Below are 21,748 nucleotides of genomic sequence, written 5' to 3'. Positions count from 1 at the left end.
GTTTTATCCCCCAGCTTCCTTGGACGGCAGCAGGGACGCGCCCTGTAGCTTTGGAGATTATGAGGAGAAACCAATAAGATGCCTGTCCGAAACAAACAGGACACAGTGTGGTACATTAGTCACTGCGCGCTTGGAGGCCCGGCACCGCCAGCGCCGATCTTGCGCCGCTTTCCCGTTCCCGTCCTATCGGGGATGGAGCCGCCCAAAGTATTTTGGGCAGCTCAGCCCAGGTATCGGCCTTGCGATCGGCCGCTGCCGTCCTAACCCTTGATCCAGTCCGCCACCTGTCGCGCCACGTCGTTGGTGGCGCGATTGAGCGCGGCCCCGACTGGCTTCGCCTTGGCCTCGACACCGTTGACCACGGACTCGAAGCGGCGCGTCTGAAGCGGCCCGGTGCCGCGTTCCGAACGCACCGCGTCAAACCGCACCACGACGGCGCTGCGCTGGGCGTCGTAACCCATCTGCAGCAGGCGCCCACCGATGAGCGTCTTGCCCGTGACCTCGAAGTCACCGCCTTCTACCACGAGCTGACCCGTCCGCGCGCGCAGCGTCTCGGCGAGCAGCGCCCGGAACTGGCGCGTCGGCTTCTCCACCCAAAGCGCGTCCTTGAGGTAGGCGACCCTTGAGGCATCGACGGTCACAGGCACGCGAAGAACGTCGAGCCCGCGATCCGCTTCGGGATCAAGGACCACGATCGCCTCGCTCAGCTGCGCGGTGGCTGTGCTGCCGGCGGGTGCGCTTTCCTCGGCCGTGAGCTTGAGCAGCTCGTCCGGCGGCTTGGTTCCGAGGCTGACGCAGCCGGCAAGACCGGTGGTTAGCGCCAGTGCTGTGGCCGCAGCAAGCAGGCCATGGCCGACACGGTTCATTGCGATACCCCTCATGGCTCGTAGTCGGGCAGCTTCTGCCCCTTGAGCAGGGCACCCGCGCCCTGTTCGTCGATACGTTCGGTCAGGCTGCGCAGAGCCTTGCTCGTGGCGCGCAGGTCGCGGATGGCGCTTTCGGCCGCGGGCAGCGTCTGTTCCGTCACCTGGCTAAGGCCGGGTTGTGCGCTCTGCAGCGTACGGTCGAACTGCTCCATCGACTTCTGCGCGGACGCCAGCGTCCGTCGCAGTTGGTCGGCAAGCGAGCTGCCTTCATCCCCGAGCAGGTCATCGGCCTTGTGCGCCACGCCCTCGAACGCGGCGAGCGTCTGCGTCGCCTGGCGAAGGCTGCCCTGAAGCTCGGTCATTGTGGCGCGCAGTTGCGGCGTCGCGTCCGAAATATCCCTGGTCATCTTGTTGGTGTTGGCCAGGATTCCGGTGATCGACTTGCGATTTTCCGCACTGAGCAGCTGGTTGAGGTTCTCGGTCAGAGTGGCCAGCCGCTCCAGCAGCAACGGCGCGTTCGAGAGGATCTCGCCGAAACCGCCACGCTTTGTCGGGATGACAGGCACGCCCTCCGGCCCTGGCTCGGTAAGCAGCGGCGCGCCTTTCACGGCGCCCTCCAGCTGGATGTCGGAGACACCGGTAAAGCTTGCCTGGATCGTCGCCGTCGTGCCTACGGTGATCGGCACCTTCTCGTCGACCTTGACGCGCACCCGCACGAAGCTGGGATCCTGTGGCCACAACTCGATCTGCGTGACCTGCCCGGAAGGAACGCCCGCGTAGCCGACTTCCGAACCCCTCGCCAGGCCATCGACCGACTGCTTGAAGAAGATGTCGTACTCGTTCTGGGCACCCTCACCCAACCGCGCAATCCACATGACGAAAGCCGCGAGGAGCGCCAGCAGTATCAGCGTGACGGCTCCGACCCAGACGTGATTGGCCCGTGTTTCCATCGCCGTGCCCTATGCCCCCGTCCTGTCGCTGTCCATGCTCCGGCCTGCAGGCGGCGGAGCGGAAGATGAATCAACGGCTTGCGCCGTGTCGTGTTCCGGCGTCACCGCCGGGTCGTCCTTCGCGGCGAGCGCCGCACGGCCGCGTGGGCCGTTGAAGTATTCCTGAATCCACGGGTGATCGAGCGCAAGCAGCTCCGGGATGGTGCCGACCGCGATGACTTTCCTGTCCGCCAGCACCGCCACACGGTCACAGATGGCGTAGAGCGTGTCGAGGTCATGCGTGATGAGAAAGACCGTGAGGCCCAGCGTCTCCTTCAGTTCGCGCGTCAGCGTGTCGAAGGCGGCTGCGCCGATAGGGTCAAGCCCGGCGGTGGGTTCGTCGAGGAACAGCAGCTCCGGATCGAGCGCCAGCGCGCGCGCCAGGCCGGCGCGTTTCTTCATGCCGCCCGAAAGCTCGCTCGGGTACTTGAACGCCGCGTCCTCCGGCAGGCCCGAGAGGCGCACCTTGAAGCGCGCGATCTCCGCCCGGAGTTCGTCCGATATCTCGGGGAAGAACTGCTTGAGCGGAACTTCGACGTTCTCTCCGACGGTGAGCGTGGAGAACAGGGCACCGCCCTGGAACAGAACGCCCCAGCGGGAGCGCAGATCGACCGAATCCTCTTCGGTCGCATCGCCCATGCGGTGGCCGAGGACGGTGATATCCCCTCCCGTCGGCTGCTGCAGCCCGATGATCGAGCGCATCAGGACGGACTTGCCCGTGCCCGATCCTCCGACCACGCCGATGATCTCGCCCCGGCGCACCTTGAGGTCGAGGCCGTCGTGGATGACGTATTCCCCGAAGGCGTTGTGCAGACCCTTCACGACGATGGGGTAATCCTCCGCGTCGCTGCGGGTCTGCAGGTCCGTGGCAGGTGTGGTCGACGTGTCGTTCATCGTCATGCGAGACCCATCACTTCCAGCCGATCTTCGTGAAGAAGATCGCGAAGAAGGCGTCCAGGACGATGACGGTGAAGATCGCGGTGACCACGGCCTGCGTGGTACGCGCGCCGACCTCCTCCGCGTTGGCGGTCACCTGCATGCCCTGGTAGCACCCCGCGAGCGCCACGATCAGCGCGAACACGGGGGCTTTGATGAGCCCGATCCACAGGTCGGTCATCGGCACGACTTCCTGCGTGCGCTGGAGGAAAGTCCAGAACGGTATGTCAAGCGCAAACCCGGCGATGGTGGCACCACCGATGATCGCCAGCACCGAGGAATAGAAGCCCAGGAGCGGCATCATCAGCATAGAGGCCAGGACGCGGGGCACGACCAGCGTTTCCATGGGAGACACGCCGATGGTGCGCATGGCGTCCACCTCCTCGGTCAGTTTCATGGTGCCGATCTGCGCGGCGAAAGCCGAGCCGGACCGGCCCGCCACCATGATCGAGGTCATGAGAATGCCCAGCTCTCGCATGGAGAGGCGGCCGGTCAGGTTGATCGTGTAGATCTCCGCCCCGAACTGGGCGAGCTGCACCGCACCCTGCTGCGCGATGACGATGCCGATGAGAAAGCTCATCAGGCCGATGATCCAGAGCGAGTTGATGCCCACATACTGCATGTGGAACACCAGCGCCGTCCCCCGCAACCGCGACGGGTGCCGGATCATCACGCCGAACGCGAGGATGAGTTCGCCAAGGAACCCGAGCATCTTTCGAAGGCCGACGCCCCAGCTGGCGACCAGATCGCCCAGTTCGCCGACCGTGCGGATCAGCAGCGAAGGACGCCGTTCGGGCTCGGCCTCATGTTCGGAAAGATCGCCGATGGCTGCGATGAGGCGGCGGGCCTGTTCGCTTTCGCCGGTGATCTCCAGCCCCCGTTCCCGGGCATGGCGGGCCACCAGCCAGGCACCGGTCGTGTCGATGTCCGTGACGCCGGACATGTCGATCCGGGTGTAGTCGCCATCGAGCCCGGCCAGCTTTGCGTCAAGGTTCCCGAGCGAATGCACGCGCAGCGGTCCCTTGAGCGCCAGCACGTGATCGCTTCCTTGGTCGTTTTCCGACAGGGTGAATTCAGCCCATTCCCGCATGTTTTCTCGCAATGGTGCAAAAAGCACGTACCGGCAAGATGTTCCGCTCGGGCGACGAAAGGCCCGGATCGCTGGATCGCACGCGCTTGCGGCAAAAGCGAGGCAATGGCTTCTTGCGCGCGAACCCGCCCGCTGGCATGGCGCGGCGCCATGACCGAACAGAATGCCGGCGCGCCGACCGAACCCGCTCTCGACAAGACCTTCGACCCTGCCGGGATCGAGGCGAAGTGGTATGCCCACTGGGAAGACAAGGGCCTTTTCCGGCCCGAACGCCCGGACGCGCAGCCCTTCACCATCGTCAACCCGCCGCCGAACGTGACGGGCAGCCTGCACATCGGGCACGCGCTCGACAACACGCTGCAGGACGTCGTGATCCGCTACGAACGGCTGCGTGGCAAGGATGCGCTGTGGGTCGTCGGCACCGACCACGCCGGCATCGCGACGCAGATGGTGGTGGAGCGCCAGCTCGAAGCGAAGCAGGACAAGCGCACCAATTACACGCGCGAAGCGTTCATCGACAAGGTCTGGGAATGGAAGGCCGAGAGCGGCGGCACCATCACCGGGCAGCTGCGCCGTCTCGGCTGTTCGATGGACTGGAGCCGCGAACAGTTCACGATGGACCCGCACTTCACGCGCGCCGTGGTCAAGGTCTTCGTCGACCTGCACAAGCAGGGCCTCATCTACCGCGACAAGCGGCTGGTGAACTGGGATCCCAAGCTCAAGACCGCGATCAGCGACCTCGAGGTGGAGACGCGCGAGGTTCAGGGCCATTTCTGGCACCTGAAGTACCCGCTCTCCGACGGTTCGGGCCACATCCACGTCGCGACCACACGCCCGGAAACGATGCTGGCCGACATGGCCGTGGCGGTGAATCCCGAGGACGAGCGCTATAAGCCGCTGCTCGAGCGTGGCGCCACCGTCACCCTGCCGATCACCGGGCGCGAGATCCCCATCGTCGCGGACGAGCACGCGGACCCGGAACTGGGCTCGGGCGCGGTGAAGATCACGCCAGGCCATGATTTCAACGACTTCGAAGTGGGCAAGCGCGCAGGCATCAAGGCCGCCGACATGCTCAACATGCTCGATGCGGAGGCGAAGGTCTGCCAGACGGCGGATGGCCTGATCCCGCACGAGTTCCTCGGAATGGATCGCTTCGATGCCCGCAAGCGCGTGATCGAACTGCTCGACGAGGACGGCCTGCTGGAGAAGGTCGAGGACCGCGTGATCCAGACGCCTTACGGCGACCGCGGCGGCGTGGTGATCGAACCCTGGCTGACCGATCAGTGGTATGTGGACGCCGCCACCCTCGCCATCCCGCCGATGGAAGCGGTGCGCAGCGGCGCCATAGAAATCGTCCCGAAATCGTGGGAAAAAACCTTCTTCAACTGGATGGAGAACATCCAGCCCTGGTGCGTCAGTCGCCAGCTCTGGTGGGGCCACCGCATCCCGGCATGGTACGCCGAGGACGGCGAAGTCTTCGTGGCGGAGACGGAGGAGGAGGCGCAGGCCCTTGCCGGGAACAAGGCGCTGACCCGCGACAACGATGTGCTCGACACCTGGTTCTCCTCGGCGCTGTGGCCCTTCGCCACGCTCGGCTGGCCGGACGAGGACGCGCCGCTGCTCAAGAAGCACTACCCGAACGACCTGCTCGTCTCCGGGTTCGACATCCTGTTCTTCTGGGATGCGCGCATGGCGATGCAGGGCATCCACTTCATGAAGGAAGTGCCGTGGAAGCGGCTTTACCTGCATGGCCTCGTGCGCGCGGCGGACGGGCAGAAGATGTCCAAGTCCAAGGGCAACGTCGTCGATCCGCTGGGTCTCATCGACACGTACGGGGCCGACGCGCTGCGCTTCTTCATGACCGCCATGGAAAGCCAGGGCCGCGACGTGAAGATGGATGAGAAGCGCGTCGAGGGGTATCGCAACTTCGCGACGAAGCTGTGGAACGCCGCGCGCTTCTGCCAGTCCAATGGCATCGTCGGCAGCACTTCGGTCGCCGCACCCAAGGCCACTTCGGCGGTCAACCGCTGGATCATCGGCGAAGTGGTCGAAACCGTCGCCGCACTCGACAAGGCGATGGCCGATCTGCGCTTCGACGCCGCCGCCAACGCGATCTACCACTTCGTCTGGAACCAGTTCTGCGACTGGTACATCGAATTGATCAAGGGTCAGTTCGATGACGAGACCAGGGCCGTCGCCGGCTGGGTGCTCGACCAGATTCTCGTCATGCTTCACCCCTTCATGCCCTTCGTCACCGAAGAGCTGTGGAGCAAGACCGGCAGCCGAGCCCACGAACTGATCGTGGCGCAGTGGCCCGCGCCGGACGCTTCGGTGGACGCCGAAGCCAAGTCGGAGGTCGAATGGCTCATCGCCCTTGTCGGTAACCTGCGCGGCGCCAAGGCGGAACTCGGCATCGCGCCGGGGGCGCGCCTGACGGCCTATCTCGCCGAGCCTTCCGCGGCGACGCGCGCGGTGATCGAGCGCAACCCGGCCGTGGTCGACCGCCTTGCCCGTTTGGACGCGATCCGCTTCGAAGCGGCACCAGCCGGCGCCGCGATGCAGGTAGGCGCGGGCGATGCGATGCTGGCGATCCCGCTCGAAGGCGTGATCGACATCGCGGCGGAGAAAGCGCGCCTTGAAAAGGCCCATGCCGCCGCCATCAAGGAGCGGGACTCGCTGGGCAAGCGCCTCGAGAACCCGGCTTTCGTCGGGAAAGCGAAACCGGAAGCGGTCGAAAAGGCGAAAGCCGACCATGCGGCGCATTCGGCGGAGGCCGAAAGGCTGGCCGCTGCGCTTGCACGGCTTGGCTGATGAGATGTGGCCCCGGGTCGCTCCGGGGCCATGCCTGGTCCCGGCGCTTTCCTACTTGCCGGACCTCTGACACTGTCGCGTGATGATCACGCGTGTAATCCCGGTTGACTGTATGCCCGCGCGCGCCACTTCTGCGACGCTGCAAGGCGCATCGTCTCCTTCGCCGGCGACACCCTGGACCCGGGGCACCGCTTCGTTCTCTGTACCGTGTAAACCGTGTAAACCATCCCTCTTCCTATGCCCCTGACCCTAGCCACCACCACGCCCGGCGAGCCGGAAATCTTCGCCTCCCTGCAGGGCGAAGGCCCTTCGATGGGGCAGCCGAGCACGTTCGTGCGCCTCTCGCGCTGCAATCTCGCCTGCCAATGGTGCGACACCGCCTACACCTGGCGCTTCACCGGCGACAATCGCCCGCACCGCGACGCCCTGGCCTTCGAGCGGAGCGAGAACCAGGTGGCGATGGAGGAAGCCGCGCTGGCGGAGCGGATCGCGGCACTTGTCCCGGACCGTCTCGTCATCACGGGTGGCGAACCGCTGCTTCAGGGCGCGGCGCTTGCGCGCATGCTTGCCGTTCTCGACGATCTGCGCCCCGGCATGCACGTGGAGATGGAGACGAACTCGACCGTTGCCCCCCATCCGGCGCTGGATGCACGCGTGAACCAGTACAACGTCAGCCCGAAGCTGGCGCACAGCGGTAACCCGGCCGACCTCGCGCTCCTGCCGGAACGCCTTGCCGCATGGGCGGCCGAGCCTCGCGCCTACTTCAAGTTCGTGATCGCGACACCCGACGATCTCGACGAGGTCCGCGCCCTCCGGGAAACCTATGCGATCCCGGGCGCCCGGCTGTTCCTGATGCCGGAAGGCCGCTCCAGCGATGTCATACGGGAACGGTCGGGATGGCTGGCGGATTTCTGCGCGGCGAACGGACTGCGCTTCACCGACCGCTTGCACATCCATCTCTGGGGAGACACGAGAGGGACATGAACGAAGCATCGCCCATTCCTGCCGGAGAAGAGCTCGCCGCTGCAGATTCGCCTCAGGAGCAAGCAGCGGCGCGTCCGGCCATGCGGGGCGACCTGACCAAGGGGCCGATCCTGAAGACGCTGCTGTTCTTCTCGATCCCCATGCTGGCGTCCAACGTGCTGCAGGCGCTGAACGGCTCGGTGAACGCGATCTGGGTGGGCCGTCTGCTAGGCGAAGCGGCGCTGGCGGCGACGGCGAACGCCAACATCGTCATGTTCCTGATCTTCGCCGCCGTCTTCGGCTTCGGCATGGCGACGACGGTGCGCGTCGGCCAGCACTTCGGTGCGCGCCAGATCGACGCCGCCCGCCAGACCTTCGGCACCGGGGTCGGCTTCTGCCTTATCATCTCCATCGCCACGGGCGTTGTCGGATGGTTCGGAGCCGATGCCCTGCTGGACGTCCTTGGCACGCCGGCCGCCAGCAAGGCGAACGCGCTGGCGTACCTGCGGGTCGTCTTCGTGACGATTCCCCTCGCGACCGTGAACATGATGGTGTCGATGGGCATGCGCGGCGCGGGCGATTCCAAGACTCCCCTTTACGCGATGATCCTGGCGGTCGTCGTCGACATCGCGCTCAACCCGATACTCATCATCGGCGTGGGGCCGCTTCCCGCTCTTGGCGTGGCGGGTTCCGCCATAGCCACCGCACTTGCCAACACGGCCGGAATGCTGCTGCAGATCTGGGTGATCTATCGCAACGATCTGCCGCTGCGCCTGCGCGGGCCGGAGCTTGGCTACCTGCGCCCCCGCGGCGATGACTTGCGCTACGTCCTCAGCAAAGGCCTGCCGATGGGCGCGCAGATGCTGATCGTGTCGGCCGCAGGACTGATCATGGTCGGCCTCGTCAATCGCGAAGGCCTGAATGCCGCGGCGGCCTATGGCGCGTCCCTGCAGCTGTGGAACTACCTGCAGATGCCCGCCTTCGCCATCGGCTCGGCCGTCAGCGCCATGGTGGCCCAGTCCCTCGGCGCAGGGGACCACAGCCGCGTCGACCGCGTGACCGTCATCGGCGTTGGCACCGCGCTTGTCCTCTCGATCGTGCTGGCAGCCCTGATCGTCGGCTTCGACGCCCCGCTGCTGGCACTGTTCCTCGGCGCGGATAGCCCCGCCATGCCGATCGCCGAACATATCCAGCTCGTCTGCACCGCCTCGTTTGTCATCGTCTCCATCACGATGATCCTGACCGGCACCATGCGCGCCTACGGCGCCGTCGTCGCGCCGCTGGTGATCCTGTTCCTGGGACTCTACCCCGGACGCCTCGGCTTCTACGCGATAGCCGAGCCGCTCATCGGCAGCGAGGCGGTGTGGTGGTCATACCCGGTCGGCTCCGGGCTGACGGTTCTCATCACGGTGCTCTATCACCGCTTCGGCAAGTGGCGGGACGCCTTCTCGATGTAGGTCACCGCCCCTGCGCGCGCCATTTTCGGACGGTACGCAGGACCATCTCCTCCTCGCCACCGGTCCGCTTCCACAACTGCGCGAAGGAAGGATCGGCGGAGGCCGGCCGGCGGCTCTCCTCGAGATCGTCGAAGGCCACGCGCATCGGGATCGCAACGCCCTCGCCGCTGATGACGCACTCCCGGTTGCGCAGCGCCGGGATCGAATCGAGGAATCCGCGCGCGCCCTCCGGCATCGCCGCGCGCACCACGGCCTGGTCCCGCTCGTTGTTGAGGCGCATCGCAATGATGGTGCCGCACTGCGACAGGACACCCTCGGCAAGATCGGACGGTCGTTGGGTTATGAGCCCGAGCGAGATGCCGTACTTGCGGCCTTCCTTGGCGATGCGCGACAGGATGCGACCGACCGAGGATCCATCGGCGTTCCTCTCGTTGGGGACGTAGCGGTGCGCCTCCTCGCATACGAGGAGGATGGGGCGTGTCTCCTCCCCGCGCGCCCAGACCGCGAAGTCGAACACCATGCGGCTGAGCACGGCGACGACGGTGGAGGTGATCTCGGTGGGAACTCCGGACACATCGATGATCGAGATCGGCCGCCCGCGCGATGGCAGGCGGAACAGCGTGCCGATGAACTCCGCCATGATGTCGCCCACGAGCATGCCGGAGAACATGAACTGGTAGCGCGGGTCGCCGCGAAGCTCGTCCAGCTTGTTGCGGATGCGCAAGTAAGGCGCGCTGTTGTGCCCCTTGTCGAGCTTTCCCATCGCGTTGTTGAGGATCGCCCCCAGGTCCGACAGCAGATAGGGTATCGGCGAGTCCACCGTGATCTTGCCCACCTGCTCGGCAAGCCGGTTCTTCGAACGCGCCTCCAGCAGCGCCTTGCCGAGGATCTCGGCGTCAAGCTGCCGGTCGTCGCCGCGCGAGGTGAGGAGGATTTCGCAATGCTCCTCGAAGTTCATCAGCCAGTACGGCATCTGCAGGTTGGTCACGTCCAGGATCACGCCGGTGTCCCGGAACGCCGCCGCGTACTCCCCATGCGGGTCGACCATGATGATGTGGCCCTCAGGCGCACGCTCGCAGATGCGGTGAAGGATCAGCGCCGCGCTGGTCGACTTGCCCGTGCCGGTCGAACCCAGAAGCGCGAAGTGCTTTCCAAGCAGCGCATCCACGCTCAGCCCGGCGCGGATATCCTGCGTGGGATAGACCGCGCCGATCTCCACCGCCTCGCGATCGTCGCTGGCGTAGATCTGCCGCAGGTCGTCGCTCGTGGCGGGGAAGACGGGCGCGCCCGGGACCGGGAACTGCGTGACGCCCCTGCGAAACCCGTGGATGCGGCCTGTTGACGGATCCTCCCGCCCTTCGCCGAGGAAATCCACTTCCGAGACGATGGCGCCGGTGTCGTCCAGACTCTGGTTCCGCACGCTTGCCAAGAGCCAGCCGCTGCTGACGCGGATCTTGACCTGGCTGTTGACCTGACCCGAAAGCGCCACCGAGGGATCGCTGTCCAACCGCGTTTGGCGGAAACGCTCCACCGGAAAGGCGACGCATCCTCCTCCGCCGTCGATCTTCAGGACAGAGCCGATCGGCTCGAGACCGCGCGCCGCACGACCCTCTATCTGCAAGGGGACGAAACGCGATTCAGGGTGGCCCTCGGAGTGCATCAGCCCGTCAACCCTTCATGAATTCAGCAGCAAGGCATTTAGCCTAGGGCCAGAGGGTTAACCGGAAGCTAAGAGGTCAGATCAGGGCAAACAGGCGACCCGCCAGCCACCCCATCGCCACCGAGACGAACACTGCCAGCAGGCCATAGGCAAAGCCGTAGTTCTCCGCGAAATCGGCAATGGCGCGCTCCACGCCCAGCTTGCGTACCTCGACCTCGCTGCTGGCCGAGGCGACAACGCGCCCCTTCGAAATCGCGAAGGTCTCGGCGGTGTAGATGCCGGTCGGCACCCGCGAAGGCAGTTCTATTCGCGCCTGATAGAGCACCTGCTCCTTCACGGTGACGCCGCCCTCCTCCTCGCGATAGAGACCCATGCGCTTGTTGAGGTCGACGAGACCGGCCGAGAAACGCGCCTGTTCCTCAGGGTCAATCGCTCCGATCGGGGAGAGTTGCAGCCACTTGAGGCCAAGTTCGTAGATCGCGGCGGTCTTCTCGTCCACGATCCGGGCAATCGGGCGGCTCGATGCGATGGCATAGTAGCTGGGCGCGCTGCGCAGTTCGGTGCTGGCGGCATTGATCCACACGCCGGCGACCTTCTCCTTCTCCCGCAGCACGATGGACTGGGTCGGGCCCTTGAGTACGACCACGATGTCGTAATCCTGCGCCGCGCGTGATCCTTCCGGCGTCAGGACGGCGCCAAAGAGCAAAAGTTCCGTCCCCGTGAACCCCTGCTGCAGGTCCACTTTGTGCTGGGAAACCTCGGGCACGAGGATCGGATCACGGGCCCCGGTCAGCGCAAGAAGAGCCAGCAGGGCGATGAAGACCCTCACAGCGGTGCGACCGTATAGATCTCGTCCGGACGGTAGCCGAGCCCAAGCGCCATGCGCCCCGCCACGAGCAGGACGATGAGGGCGAGCACAAGGCGCAGTTTCACGGGACTGGCCTTCTGCGCGAACTGAGCGCCGATCTGAGCACCGGAAACCGATCCAAGCAGCAACAGTGAGGCGAGAACGATGTCCACCGCACGAGTGGTCAGGGCGTGCATCATGGTCGTGGCCATAGTGACGAAGAGGATCTGGAACAGGGACGTTCCGACGACCACGTTCGCGCTCATGCCCAGGATGTAAAGCATGGCCGGTACGAGCACGAAACCCCCGCCGATGCCCATAAGCATCGTCAGAATGCCGGTCGCGACGCCCAGCAGCAAGGGCGCCAGGGGCGAGATGTAGAGGCCGGAGCGATAGAACCGCCACCGCATCGGCAGGCTTGCCACCATCGGATGGTGACGGCGCTTGCGCGCGGCGACCGGCACGCCGCTCTTTTCGGCGCGAATTCCCTGAATGCTCTCGCGCGCCATCAGCGTGCCGATGGAACCCAGCAGGAGAACGTAAAGGATGTTGATCACCGTATCGATCTGGCCAAGCCGCTCAAGCAGGTTGAACAGCGCCGCGCCAAGGCCCGTGCCGATGATCCCGCCCGCCACCATTACACCGCCCATGTGGTAATCCACGCCGCCGCGCCGCGTATGTGCGAAAACGCCGGAGACGCTCGCACCGGTCACCTGGCTGGCGGCGGAAGCGGCGGCGACCGTCGGCGGGATGCCGTAGAAGATCATCAGCGGCGTGGTGAGAAAGCCCCCACCCACACCGAACATGCCCGAGAGCACGCCCGTAAGCGCCCCCAACGCGATGATGACGAGGCCGTTGACCGACAGATTGGCGATGGGAAGATAGACATCCATGGCGAGACACTCGCTACCGCAGCATCGCCCCGGGGAAAAGCCGCGTTTCAGAATCCTGCGGATAGCGTCACGGCGGGGCCGGAACCGGGCTCCGCGGCTCCGGCCAGCCGGAAGCGCCAGTCGACTGCGACGCGCCCGTTCAGCCCGCGCCCGAGAGGCATCGCGAGCGACGCGCTGGGGCCTGCATCAAGCCGGGCTGCCCCTTTCTGAGCGCCGCCCCACACACCCGCCCCCACTCGGGCCGAAAGCGATCGCGTGCTGAAGAGAGGGGTGTCGGCGCGGATTTGCCCGTCCGCGAACGGGGTGGAGTAATCGCCCGCGACGTAACCCGCCTGTCCATACGCTTCGCCGCGAAAGCCTGCGGGAAGCGTAAACGTGGGCAGTTCCGTCACGACCATCGCAGCGGCTTGCATGCGACGCTGGCCCGCCTGGTCGATCATTCGGCCTTCGACGGCGGCCACGATCGGGATGCTGCCTCTGGGCCTGCCTGAAAATCCCAGTGCAAGGCCGGTCTCGCGGACCTGCCCTGCCGAGGACGTGCTGCGGAGATAAAGGCTTGGACGCTGCGGGCTGCTCATCGACAACCGATACCGCAGGATGGCGCCCGCCTGGCTTGCCCCGTACGTGGCCGGCAGCGCGCCGGCCGAAGCGGCCGACAAAGCTCCGTCCCGGCGCAGCAAGGCCCACGCATCCATGGACCAGCGCCGGGCATGCGGCGGCAAGGCCGGAAGACCCGGCGGCAGCGGCAGTTCCGCACCCGGTATTTCCGGAGCAAAGAAACGGGGCTGCGCCGTCAACGATGCGAAGTCCCGGCCCAGGTGCGTCAGAGCCGCGCCGTGCTCTGCCGCCCGGCTCCAATGACCGTACACCGGAAGGGCCGCAGGCGGAGCGGGCGCGGTAAGCGACAGAGGTGAGGAAAAGGGTGGATTCGCTCCGAAAGCGATTAGAGGCGCAACTGGTTGAATGTCCGGAAGCGACTGGGGTCCCGGGACCAGGGACATATCGGCGGCCTCCACCGCCGCACTCGCGCGGGCGACCGGCGCTTCCCATGTGGCCGCCCTGCCCGCCACCCAACCGCCGAGCAGCGCGAGCAAAGCCACGAGCGGATGACCACGCGCAATCTTCCCCCGGCTCAAAGCACTGCCTCCGAGCGGAACGCAAGCGCGGCCGGATGCGCGTCATGCCGCGTCTTGTCCCAGCGGACCGCTCCGCCGAACAGGGTGCGCACGTAGGCCGAGACAGCGCGCCAGCCGGCCAGGATGGAAATGAGGTTCGCCACCGGTATTCGCATGATCGCCCCCAGCCCCTCGACAATGCCGTATTCGCGGGACGTAAAGGCGATGCGGAAGGCGCAGCGCCAGAAGAAGCTGACCAGGCAGATGACAACCAGCGCTTCGAGGAGAGGCGACATGACAGGGCCGCCGGAAAGCCCGCCAGATGCGGCAAGCTGAAGCAGCCCCTCGGCCAGCAAGAGGGCGTACCCGCAGGCAAGCACGACCGCTGTCAACGGCCCCCGCCGGTCCCGCAGCGCCATCCACATGTCCACCCAGCCGCTGCTCCAGCCAAGCCGGTCCCAGCCTTGGAAGGCGATGCCGTGGATCCAGCGAGATTTCTGGCGCACGGCATCCTCGAGCCGTGCGGGGAAGTAGGCACGCGTCGCAACAAGCGCCCCTTGCTCGTCGCGAACGCGCAGGAAACGCGAACGGCCGCCTTCGCGCGTGACCAGAAGGCCGAGTTCGTAGTCCTCCGTCAGGCACTCCGCCGCGAACGGGCCCCGTCCCCCGCCGCGCTGCGCCGCGATGCGGGCGATCATCTCCCGCGCGAACCCGCAGCCTACGCCGGCGGCCGGTATCGCGGCGCCGAGGGCGTCACGCACGACCATCGATTTGCCATGCGTTTCGGCGAACTCGTCCGCGTAGTGCGCCGCGATCCATGGCGACGATTCCAGAAGTTCCGCGCGCACCGGGAGCTGGACGAAATCGGCGTGGTCGAGCGCCCTGTCGATCACCGCCAGTTCGGCGGGATGAACCATATCCTCGGCATCGTGCAGCACGACGCAGCGGAACCGCCTGCCATGGCGCGCCTCATCGTCGCACAAGGCCGCGTAGATGCGGTTCAGGCAGTCCGCCTTGGTAGTCGGCCCCGGGTTCTGCGTGATCACGATCCTGGCGCGCGGATCGTCGCTGCTGGCCTCCATCACCGCCGCGATCGTCGCCGCGTCGTTGCAATAGCACCCGATATAGAGCGTGAAGTCGCGTTGCCGCCATGCGGAAAGGGCGTGCCTCACGGTATGGCCAATGACATCGGCCTCCTGCCACGCGGCAATGATCACCGCCGCACCGCCGCTCAGAGGTGCGCCAGCCTCGGCTTCGGAGATCCGGCTGGAGCGCCCCCGCCCGAGAAGGCGCAAGCTCAGCCAGCACAGATCGAGGCCGAGTTCATCAAGGGCGCCGATCACGATCCAGAACGCCGCGAAGAGCAGAAGTTCATGCTCCAGCGTCTCCAGATAGAGGACGACGTCAGTCAACGCTTGCGGTACTGGCACTTTGCTCCCCCGGGGCCGAAGCCCGCGCCGGACCGTGTAGCTACGATCCGGCGCAGGCTCCGGGTATTCCGGGCCATGCGTGCTGGGCAAATGAGCTTTTGTTCAATGTCAGAATGTTAATGGCCGAAGCAAAGGCGGCCGTTCTCGGCCGGTCTGGTCAATGGCTTACCAGCTGCCCACGTTGGGCATGCTCGCCCAGGGTTCCGCCGGTTCGAGATGGCCTTCCTGAAGCAGCTCGATCGAGATGCCGTCCGGCGTACGCACGAACGCCATGTGCCCGTCGCGCGGGGGGCGGTTGATCGTGACGCCCGCATCGGCGAGCCGCTGACACGTCTCGTAGATGTTCTCGACCCGGAAGGCCAGATGGCCGAAGTTGCGGCCGCCGGTGTACGTTTCGGCGGAACCGTCCTCAGCGGGCCAGTTGTACGTCAGCTCGACCTCGGCGTCTTCCTGCCCGGGCGCGGCGAGGAAGATCAGGGTGAACCGCCCCTTCTCGTTGGAAAAGCGGCGCGTCTCGCGCAGACCGATGAGTTCAAAGAAGCGGACGGTCTCCTCCGCATCGGTTACGCGGATCATCGTGTGAAGGTATCGTGTCATGGAAGGGCCTTGTGAATGGTCTTTTCGAGGAGCGTAGATAGACCCCGTCGACAGGCTGGCAAGGGCAGTGCCCAGGAGTTTTCGACGGCATCTGCCCCACCAGGATCCGTCGCCGGGCCGCCCCGCGGCAGCGATCTCCGTATTCGCAACGGGTTGTGCCCGATTTCTGCGACGGCTATACTCCATGGCAATACAATGCTGAACACCATACGCAAGATTCTGGGCCGGGCTGATAATCGCCAAGTTCCTTCGACGCCCCCGGGCGAACGGGTTTACGCCGTCGGAGACATCCACGGCCGCGCCGATCTTTTCGAGCAGTTGATAACGGCTATCGAGCGGGACGATGCCGAGCGCGGCCCTGCGCAGACCACAGTCGTGCTTCTCGGGGACCTGATCGATCGCGGCCAAGACAGCGCTGCCGTCGTCCGCCGGGCAAGGAACTGGGGCGCCCGCCGCCGGGTCGAATACATCCAGGGCAACCACGAAGAGATGCTTCTCGTCTCCCGGGAGGACGTGGAGGCCCTGCGCAGCTTCCTCAAGTTTGGCGGCACGGAAACGATACTGTCCTATGGTGTCGACAAAGACGTGCTGCGCGAGGCGGACTGGGAGGAGGCGCAGCGGCTGATGAACGCCGCCATTCCGCAGGAAGACATCGATTTCCTCGCGGGTTTCAAGCAACTGGTCTGCATCGGAGACTATGTCTTCGTCCATGCTGGCGTACGGCCCGATACCCCGCTTGACCAGCAGCGTGGCCGGGACTGCCGCTGGATTCGCGAACCGTTCCTCAGCCATCGCGGAGACTTCGGCGGCTTCGTCGTGCATGGCCACACCATCACCCCGCAGCCGGACATCTGCAGCAACCGCATTGGCATCGATACCGGCGCCTTCCTGCACGGAACGCTGACCGCCATTGGCCTCGAAGGGACCGACCGCTGGTTCCTCACCGCGAGCGAAGTGGAAGAGGCCCGCAGCAAAGCGGCCTGAGCTTTCGTGATTGCGCCGGGGAGCCTGTAAGCCGGGTTCTGTACCTGGCGTGGTCTCCCCATGAAGGCCGAAGCCCGAGGGACCTTACGCCGCGGCGGCAGCCATTCCTCTAGGCGATGCATCGCTGCATCGCTCAAGCGACCAACCCGGGCTGCCTGGGTCCGAAACGAACCCGCCGATCCCCCGCTTTCGCGACGCCGGCGCGCAGCCCCTATTCGGTCTTGCTCCGAGTGGGGTTTGCCAAGCCGCTTTCCGTTACCGGAAGCGCGGTGCGCTCTTACCGCACCCTTTCACCCTTACCTGCTTCCCTGAGGAAGCATCGGCGGTCTGCTCTCTGTGGCACTTTCCCTAGGCTTCGGAAGGCCTGGAAGCCTTCCTCGCCCGGCGGGCGTTACCCGCCACCCTTGTTTCGTGGAGCCCGGACTTTCCTCGCGGTCTTGCGACCCCGCGGCTGCCCGGCTCCCCGACGCGGGCGGTCACCTAGCACGGCCGGTGTCGCGCTCCAACAGAAGTTCGAAGAGGATGCCGCCGATTTCCCCATCGATCTGCCCGTCGACGATCGCCGGCCGCCACCGCCGCTGGAACGCGGTGACCGCCGCACGGCCATCGGTGATGTCGTAGCCGAAGCGCTCCAGCGCGAGGTAGAAGGCGCCGGGGTTGTCATAGAACAGGTTCATCCGGGCCCTCGGCGTACCCAGCGCCAGCCGCAGTTCCGCAAGCCTGTCCCAGTCGAAGAGCTCACCCGGATCCTGCTTGCGGGAGGGCGCGATGTCCGAGTGGCCGACGACGTTCGCCCGGGGAATGTCGTGGCGCTTCATGATGCTTGCCAGCAAGGGCAGGAGCGCGGCCATCTGCGCCTCGGGAAAAGGCCGATAGCCCCAATCGTGCCCCGGATTGACAAGTTCGATCCCCACACTCGCCGAATTGATGTCGGTTTCGCCGCGCCAGTAGGAGCGCCCCGCATGCCAGGCCCGCTTGTCCTCGGGGACGAGCGCGGTGACGCAGCCCTCCTCATCGATCATGTAGTGGGCCGAGACTTCCGCGGCCGGGTCACACATGCGCGAAAGCGCTTCGTCGGCCGAGTTCATGCCGGTGTAGTGCAGCACCACCATGCTGACCGGCAGCTTGCGCTCGTTCCAGTTGGGAGACGCCACGGTCCGGTTGACCAGCCAGCGGTTCATCGCGCTCCTCTCCGCGGAAGTGTGTTCAGGCCCTTGGCAGCATGGCGCCCAGCACCAGCGCGTCTTCCGCAAGCACGTACTGCAACTGCCCCTTCAGCTCGCGCGCAAGCTGGCACAGCATCGCGGCAGGCGCCGTCCGGCTCGACAGCTCCCCTTCCGGCAAAGTCCCTTCAAGAGCACTGCCGATCGTGCGGTCGAAAGCGATACGTGGCCCGGCGGCACGCACCACAAGCTCACTGTGATCGTCGCGGTATTCGGCCGCGATTTCCAGCGTGCCGCCCCGGGGCAGCGCTTCAAGGCCGATCAGCGCGAAATTGAGAAGTGTCTTAATGGCCGCCTTGGGCATCGAATCGCTCGGCAGCGCCCAGGCCAGGGTCACGCGCGGGTTGTTTGCGACCAGCGCATCGACGAGGACCTTTGCCTCGCTCACCGCGACCATTTCGCCAAAGCCACCGGCGGCGCCGAAAGCAAGGCGGAAGAACCGCAGCTTGTCCGTGGAAATACGCGCGCTTTGATCGAGAAGCTCGAAGCAGCGCTGCCGCATCTCCGGGTCCTTCTCATCGGCGAGCAGTTCAAGACCATTGGTGAGCGCGCCGACCGGGCTAAGCATGTCGTGGCACAGGCGCGAACACAGGAGGCTGGCAAGTTCGATTGAACTCGTGGTCATGGGTTTCAGCTGCTTTCCGTACTACTTGGGCTATCGCCTCGCTTACTGCACGATGCGAAATGGCTGGGACGCGAATCCATTGGCGTTATCGCGCCAGAAAGCAACCTCGCTATCCGCGATGATCGCCCAGATGCGCGAATCCCCGGTGGAATGTTCCCTGTCCGTAGCGGAGGGCCTCGCATCGCCCGTCGGGTGGGAGTGGTAGTATCCGAGCACCTGCGCGCCCTCGCCGCGGGCGGCCTTGAACGCTGCGAACAGGGCTGCGGGGTCGATCTCGAAGCGGCGGCGCGGGTCGGGAGCGATGTTCGCCGCTTCCTGCGCCTGTTCTATTCGCCCGTGCCGCCCCAGCAGCAGTCCGCAGCATTCCTCAGGCGCGGCGCGAGACGCGTCTTCGCGCAGTTTCATGATGACGGCACTTGTCACTTCAAGGATCATCCCCAAATCCTATCGGCAATGGGGGTCATCGCAAACATCATAGAAGGCGAAGTCGCGACCGGCGGCCGCATCGACAAGGCTTTGGCGGAGGCCAGCGGCCTTTCCCGGGAGCGCGTGAAGGCCTTGATGGGCGAGGGACGGGTTACGCTTGCCGGAAAGCCCGTGAAGCAGGCGTCCCTCAAGATCGAGGCTGGCGTGCCTTTCGCCATCGCCGTGCCGGAGGCCCTGCCCGCCGAAGCGATCGCGCAGGACATCCCGCTGGCCATCGTGTTCGAGGATGACCATCTCGTCATCGTCGACAAGCCGGCCGGACTCGTCGTCCACCCGGCTGCGGGCAATCTCGACGGAACGCTCGTAAACGCACTGCTTCACCATTGCCGGGGCCAACTGTCGGGAATAGGCGGCGTCGCCCGGCCCGGCATCGTTCACCGCATCGACAAGGACACCTCCGGCCTGCTGGTCGTCGCGAAGACGGACAAGGCGCACGAGGGCCTTGCGGTGCAGTTCGCCGATCATTCCATCGAGCGGGCCTATCAGGCGATCGTCGGCGGACGTCCGGTGCCGGCAAGCGGCACGGTACGCGGATCGATCGCCCGGTCCGTCCACGATCGCAAGAAAATGGCTCTCGTAGACGACGGCCGCGGCAAGCATGCGGTGACACATTTCCGCACTCTCGAACCGCTCCGCCATTCCTCCTTGGTGGAGTGTCGGCTCGAAACCGGACGGACCCATCAGGTGCGCGTTCACATGGCGTCAATAGGCCATGCGCTATTAGGGGATCCTGTCTATGGACGAACGCCTTCCCCCCTTCGCTCGAGTCTCCAGAGGCTCGGTTTTTCGCGACAAGCCTTGCATGCTGCGGAACTGGGCTTCGTCCACCCCGTTTCTGGGGAAAGGGTCCACTTCGTCAGCCCCCTGCCCGACGATATGCGGACATTGATCGACGAACTGCGACACTGAAATCGCATTTATGTGCTATCGTGAACAGGTGGCCACAAGCTAAGACGCCTTCAAGGGTCTTTGACCGTGTGCCGACCTAGAAAGGACGGATGAACGTGAGCAACAACCAACGAAACTTGCCGAGCGTGCCGGCCCTGGGTGGTGAGCAGAGCCTCAACCGCTACCTGTCCGAAATCCGCAAGTTCCCGGTGCTGGCTCCTGAGCAGGAATACATGCTCGCCAAGCGCTATTCGGAACATCAGGATCCAGCGGCCGCAGCCCAGCTCGTGACCAGCCACCTGCGGCTCGTCGCGAAGATCGCGATGGGCTACCGTGGATACGGCCTGCCCGTGTCGGAGCTGATTTCCGAAGGGAACATCGGCCTGATGCAGGGCGTCAAGAAGTTCGAGCCCGAAAGGGGCTTCCGCCTCGCCACATATGCCATGTGGTGGATCAAGGCATCGATCCAGGAGTACATCCTGCGCTCGTGGAGCCTCGTGAAGATGGGCACGACGGCGGCGCAGAAGAAGCTGTTCTTCAACCTGCGCCGCATGAAGAAGAACCTCGATGCCTACGAGGATACGGATCTTCACCCGGAAGACGTCGCCAAGATCGCGACCACGCTGGGCGTGTCCGAGCAGGAAGTCGTCAATATGAACCGGCGCATGATGATGGGCGGCGATGCATCGCTGAACGTCTCCCTGCGCGAGGAAGGCGAGGGCCAGTGGATGGACATCCTTCAGGATGACCGCCCGCTCCAGGACGAAACCGTCGCCGACGCGGAGGAAGCTTCGGTTCGTCACGAAATGCTGGTCGAAGCCATGGGCTCGCTCAACGACCGTGAGCGAGACATCCTGACCGAGCGCCGCCTGACGGACGACCCCAAGACTCTTGAGGAGCTCAGCCAGGTTTACTCGGTCAGCCGTGAACGCGTTCGCCAGATCGAGGTCCGCGCCTTCGAAAAGCTGCAGAAGGCAATGAACCGCATTGCCGGTGACCGAAAGCTGCTGCCGGCGCTTTGATATAGGCACACCCCAGTCGAAAGCCGGGCCGTTCGCAAGGACGACCCGGCTTTTTCATTGCCCTCCAGCCCTCGCCCGAACGCCGCATCGTCGCATCGCCGCGCAACCAATGGCAGCGCGATGGGCTGGCGCCCGGCCGGGAACTTGGACTAGAGGGGGAGCCTTCTTTTCTCAGCCAGGGTTCCCGTCCTTCATGCGCCTTCTCGCCAAGATCATCGTCTGGTTCGTCGCGATCAGCGTGGGGCTTACGGTGCTCTATCGATTCGTGCCGCCGCCCGTCACGGTAACGATGCTGATCGACGGCAACGGCATCACCAAGGACTGGGTGCCGCTCAGCCGAATCGACCGGAACATGGTTGCCGCGGTGGTCGCCGCCGAAGACGGCAAGTTCTGCTCCCACAACGGCTTCGACACCGAGGCGATCGAAGCGGCCATGGAGCGCAACGCGAAAGGCGGCCGCATCCGTGGCGGCTCCACCATCAGTCAGCAAACAGCCAAGAACGTGTTCCTCTGGCAGGGCGAAGGCTGGACCCGCTACCTGCGCAAAGGGCTGGAGGTGTGGTTCACCTTCCTGATCGAAACCTTGTGGGACAAGCGTCGGATCATGGAAGTCTATCTCAACGTCGCAGAGACCGGCATCGGAACCTATGGCGTGGAAGCGGGCGCGCAGCGATACTTCGGCAAGTCCGCCGCCCAGCTCACGCCCACCCAGGCAGGTCGCATGGCGGCTGCCCTGCCCAGCCCGAAGACTCGCGCCGTGAAGAGCCCGGCGGGTTTCACGCGCCGCTACGGCAACACCATCGCCGCCCGTATCGCTACCGTCAAGCGCGACGGCTACGACGCCTGCGTGTACGAATAAGCGGACC

Annotated in this window: 20 protein-coding genes and 1 other RNA gene; 7 read left to right on the top strand and 14 right to left on the bottom strand. The window is 65.3% G+C overall.

Annotation, left to right across the window (positions count from 1 at the left end; translation table 11 throughout):
• Positions 1–260: 260 nt before the first annotated feature.
• Genes QOL62_RS01415 through QOL62_RS01400 form a run of 4 tightly spaced genes read right to left on the bottom strand, consistent with a single transcriptional unit; the run spans position 261 to position 3,881 of the window.
• Positions 261–881 carry an ABC-type transport auxiliary lipoprotein family protein gene (locus tag QOL62_RS01415; RefSeq protein WP_283404900.1) on the bottom strand — a complete coding sequence of 207 codons (621 nt, stop codon included), beginning with the start codon at positions 879–881 and terminating at the stop codon, positions 261–263.
• Entirely contained in the window at positions 878–1,816 is a 939-nt protein-coding gene (locus QOL62_RS01410) for an MlaD family protein (protein ID WP_103728425.1), read from the bottom strand. Before QOL62_RS01410 ends, QOL62_RS01415 begins: the two co-directional genes overlap by 4 nt.
• Positions 1,817–1,825: 9 nt before the next feature.
• Entirely contained in the window at positions 1,826–2,749 is a 924-nt protein-coding gene (locus tag QOL62_RS01405) for an ABC transporter ATP-binding protein (RefSeq protein ID WP_283405111.1), read from the bottom strand.
• 16 nt (positions 2,750–2,765) lie between these two features.
• Positions 2,766–3,881 carry an ABC transporter permease gene (locus tag QOL62_RS01400; protein WP_283404899.1) on the bottom strand — a complete coding sequence of 372 codons (1,116 nt, stop codon included), beginning with the start codon at positions 3,879–3,881 and terminating at the stop codon, positions 2,766–2,768.
• A gap of 150 nt (positions 3,882–4,031) precedes the next feature.
• Here QOL62_RS01400 and QOL62_RS01395 point away from each other — a divergent pair, with 150 nt between their 5' ends.
• The 3 genes from QOL62_RS01395 to QOL62_RS01385 all read left to right on the top strand — a co-directional run bounded on the left by QOL62_RS01395 (position 4,032) and on the right by QOL62_RS01385 (position 9,112).
• Positions 4,032–6,692 (top strand): valine--tRNA ligase, encoded by a 2,661-nt coding sequence (locus QOL62_RS01395; RefSeq protein ID WP_283404898.1) that lies wholly within the window; start codon positions 4,032–4,034, stop codon positions 6,690–6,692.
• A gap of 237 nt (positions 6,693–6,929) precedes the next feature.
• Positions 6,930–7,676, top strand: coding sequence for a 7-carboxy-7-deazaguanine synthase QueE (locus tag QOL62_RS01390; RefSeq protein WP_283404897.1), 747 nt, complete (start codon positions 6,930–6,932; stop codon positions 7,674–7,676).
• Positions 7,673–9,112, top strand: coding sequence for an MATE family efflux transporter (locus QOL62_RS01385; RefSeq protein ID WP_283404896.1), 1,440 nt, complete (start codon positions 7,673–7,675; stop codon positions 9,110–9,112). Before QOL62_RS01390 ends, QOL62_RS01385 begins: the two co-directional genes overlap by 4 nt.
• A 1-nt stretch (position 9,113) precedes the next feature.
• Here the strand turns inward: QOL62_RS01385 and QOL62_RS01380 are convergent, their stop codons facing one another.
• The 6 genes from QOL62_RS01380 to QOL62_RS01355 form a co-directional block, all read right to left on the bottom strand.
• Positions 9,114–10,772, bottom strand: a complete 1,659-nt coding sequence (locus QOL62_RS01380; protein WP_283404895.1) for an ATP-binding protein — start codon at positions 10,770–10,772, stop codon at positions 9,114–9,116.
• A 76-nt stretch (positions 10,773–10,848) separates the two neighbouring features.
• Positions 10,849–11,601, bottom strand: a complete 753-nt coding sequence (locus tag QOL62_RS01375) for a TIGR02186 family protein (RefSeq protein WP_103728419.1) — start codon at positions 11,599–11,601, stop codon at positions 10,849–10,851.
• Positions 11,598–12,512, bottom strand: coding sequence for a sulfite exporter TauE/SafE family protein (locus QOL62_RS01370; RefSeq protein ID WP_103728418.1), 915 nt, complete (start codon positions 12,510–12,512; stop codon positions 11,598–11,600). The genes QOL62_RS01375 and QOL62_RS01370 overlap by 4 nt, the downstream gene beginning before the upstream one ends.
• A 47-nt stretch (positions 12,513–12,559) precedes the next feature.
• Positions 12,560–13,612 (bottom strand): hypothetical protein, encoded by a 1,053-nt coding sequence (locus QOL62_RS01365; RefSeq protein ID WP_283404894.1) that lies wholly within the window; start codon positions 13,610–13,612, stop codon positions 12,560–12,562.
• 32 nt (positions 13,613–13,644) lie between these two features.
• A complete protein-coding gene (locus tag QOL62_RS01360; protein WP_283404893.1) occupies positions 13,645–15,039 on the bottom strand; it encodes a glycosyl transferase family protein in 1,395 nt (464 codons plus the stop codon).
• A 183-nt stretch (positions 15,040–15,222) separates the two neighbouring features.
• Positions 15,223–15,654 carry a VOC family protein gene (locus QOL62_RS01355; RefSeq protein ID WP_283404892.1) on the bottom strand — a complete coding sequence of 144 codons (432 nt, stop codon included), beginning with the start codon at positions 15,652–15,654 and terminating at the stop codon, positions 15,223–15,225.
• A 195-nt stretch (positions 15,655–15,849) separates the two neighbouring features.
• Here QOL62_RS01355 and QOL62_RS01350 point away from each other — a divergent pair, with 195 nt between their 5' ends.
• Positions 15,850–16,638, top strand: a complete 789-nt coding sequence (locus tag QOL62_RS01350; protein WP_283404891.1) for a metallophosphoesterase — start codon at positions 15,850–15,852, stop codon at positions 16,636–16,638.
• A gap of 11 nt (positions 16,639–16,649) precedes the next feature.
• On the opposite strand, the gene rnpB is transcribed toward QOL62_RS01350, so the two are convergent.
• The 4 genes from rnpB to QOL62_RS01330 form a co-directional block, all read right to left on the bottom strand.
• Positions 16,650–17,105: RNase P RNA component class A (rnpB, locus tag QOL62_RS01345), an RNA gene on the bottom strand.
• Between the two features lie 9 nt (positions 17,106–17,114).
• Positions 17,115–17,819 carry an N-acetylmuramoyl-L-alanine amidase gene (locus tag QOL62_RS01340; protein ID WP_283404890.1) on the bottom strand — a complete coding sequence of 235 codons (705 nt, stop codon included), beginning with the start codon at positions 17,817–17,819 and terminating at the stop codon, positions 17,115–17,117.
• Between the two features lie 25 nt (positions 17,820–17,844).
• Positions 17,845–18,486 carry a histidine phosphotransferase family protein gene (locus tag QOL62_RS01335; protein WP_103728412.1) on the bottom strand — a complete coding sequence of 214 codons (642 nt, stop codon included), beginning with the start codon at positions 18,484–18,486 and terminating at the stop codon, positions 17,845–17,847.
• A gap of 42 nt (positions 18,487–18,528) precedes the next feature.
• Positions 18,529–18,921, bottom strand: coding sequence for a M67 family metallopeptidase (locus tag QOL62_RS01330; RefSeq protein WP_103728411.1), 393 nt, complete (start codon positions 18,919–18,921; stop codon positions 18,529–18,531).
• An 18-nt stretch (positions 18,922–18,939) separates the two neighbouring features.
• Here QOL62_RS01330 and QOL62_RS01325 point away from each other — a divergent pair, with 18 nt between their 5' ends.
• From QOL62_RS01325 to mtgA, 3 genes are all read left to right on the top strand, one after another.
• Positions 18,940–19,881 carry an RluA family pseudouridine synthase gene (locus tag QOL62_RS01325; RefSeq protein WP_283404889.1) on the top strand — a complete coding sequence of 314 codons (942 nt, stop codon included), beginning with the start codon at positions 18,940–18,942 and terminating at the stop codon, positions 19,879–19,881.
• An 89-nt stretch (positions 19,882–19,970) separates the two neighbouring features.
• Positions 19,971–20,882: an RNA polymerase sigma factor RpoH gene (rpoH, locus tag QOL62_RS01320; protein ID WP_103728409.1), complete on the top strand. Its 912-nt coding sequence runs from the start codon at positions 19,971–19,973 to the stop codon at positions 20,880–20,882.
• A gap of 193 nt (positions 20,883–21,075) precedes the next feature.
• Positions 21,076–21,741 (top strand): monofunctional biosynthetic peptidoglycan transglycosylase, encoded by a 666-nt coding sequence (gene mtgA / locus QOL62_RS01315; protein WP_103728408.1) that lies wholly within the window; start codon positions 21,076–21,078, stop codon positions 21,739–21,741.
• Positions 21,742–21,748: the final 7 nt, after the last annotated feature.

Source organism: Novosphingobium panipatense, assembly GCF_900182875.1.
GTDB classification, from domain to species: domain Bacteria; phylum Pseudomonadota; class Alphaproteobacteria; order Sphingomonadales; family Sphingomonadaceae; genus Novosphingobium; species Novosphingobium panipatense.
The sequence above is the reverse complement of the archived record's forward strand: the minus strand, read 5'-3'. Positions and strand labels throughout refer to the sequence as shown.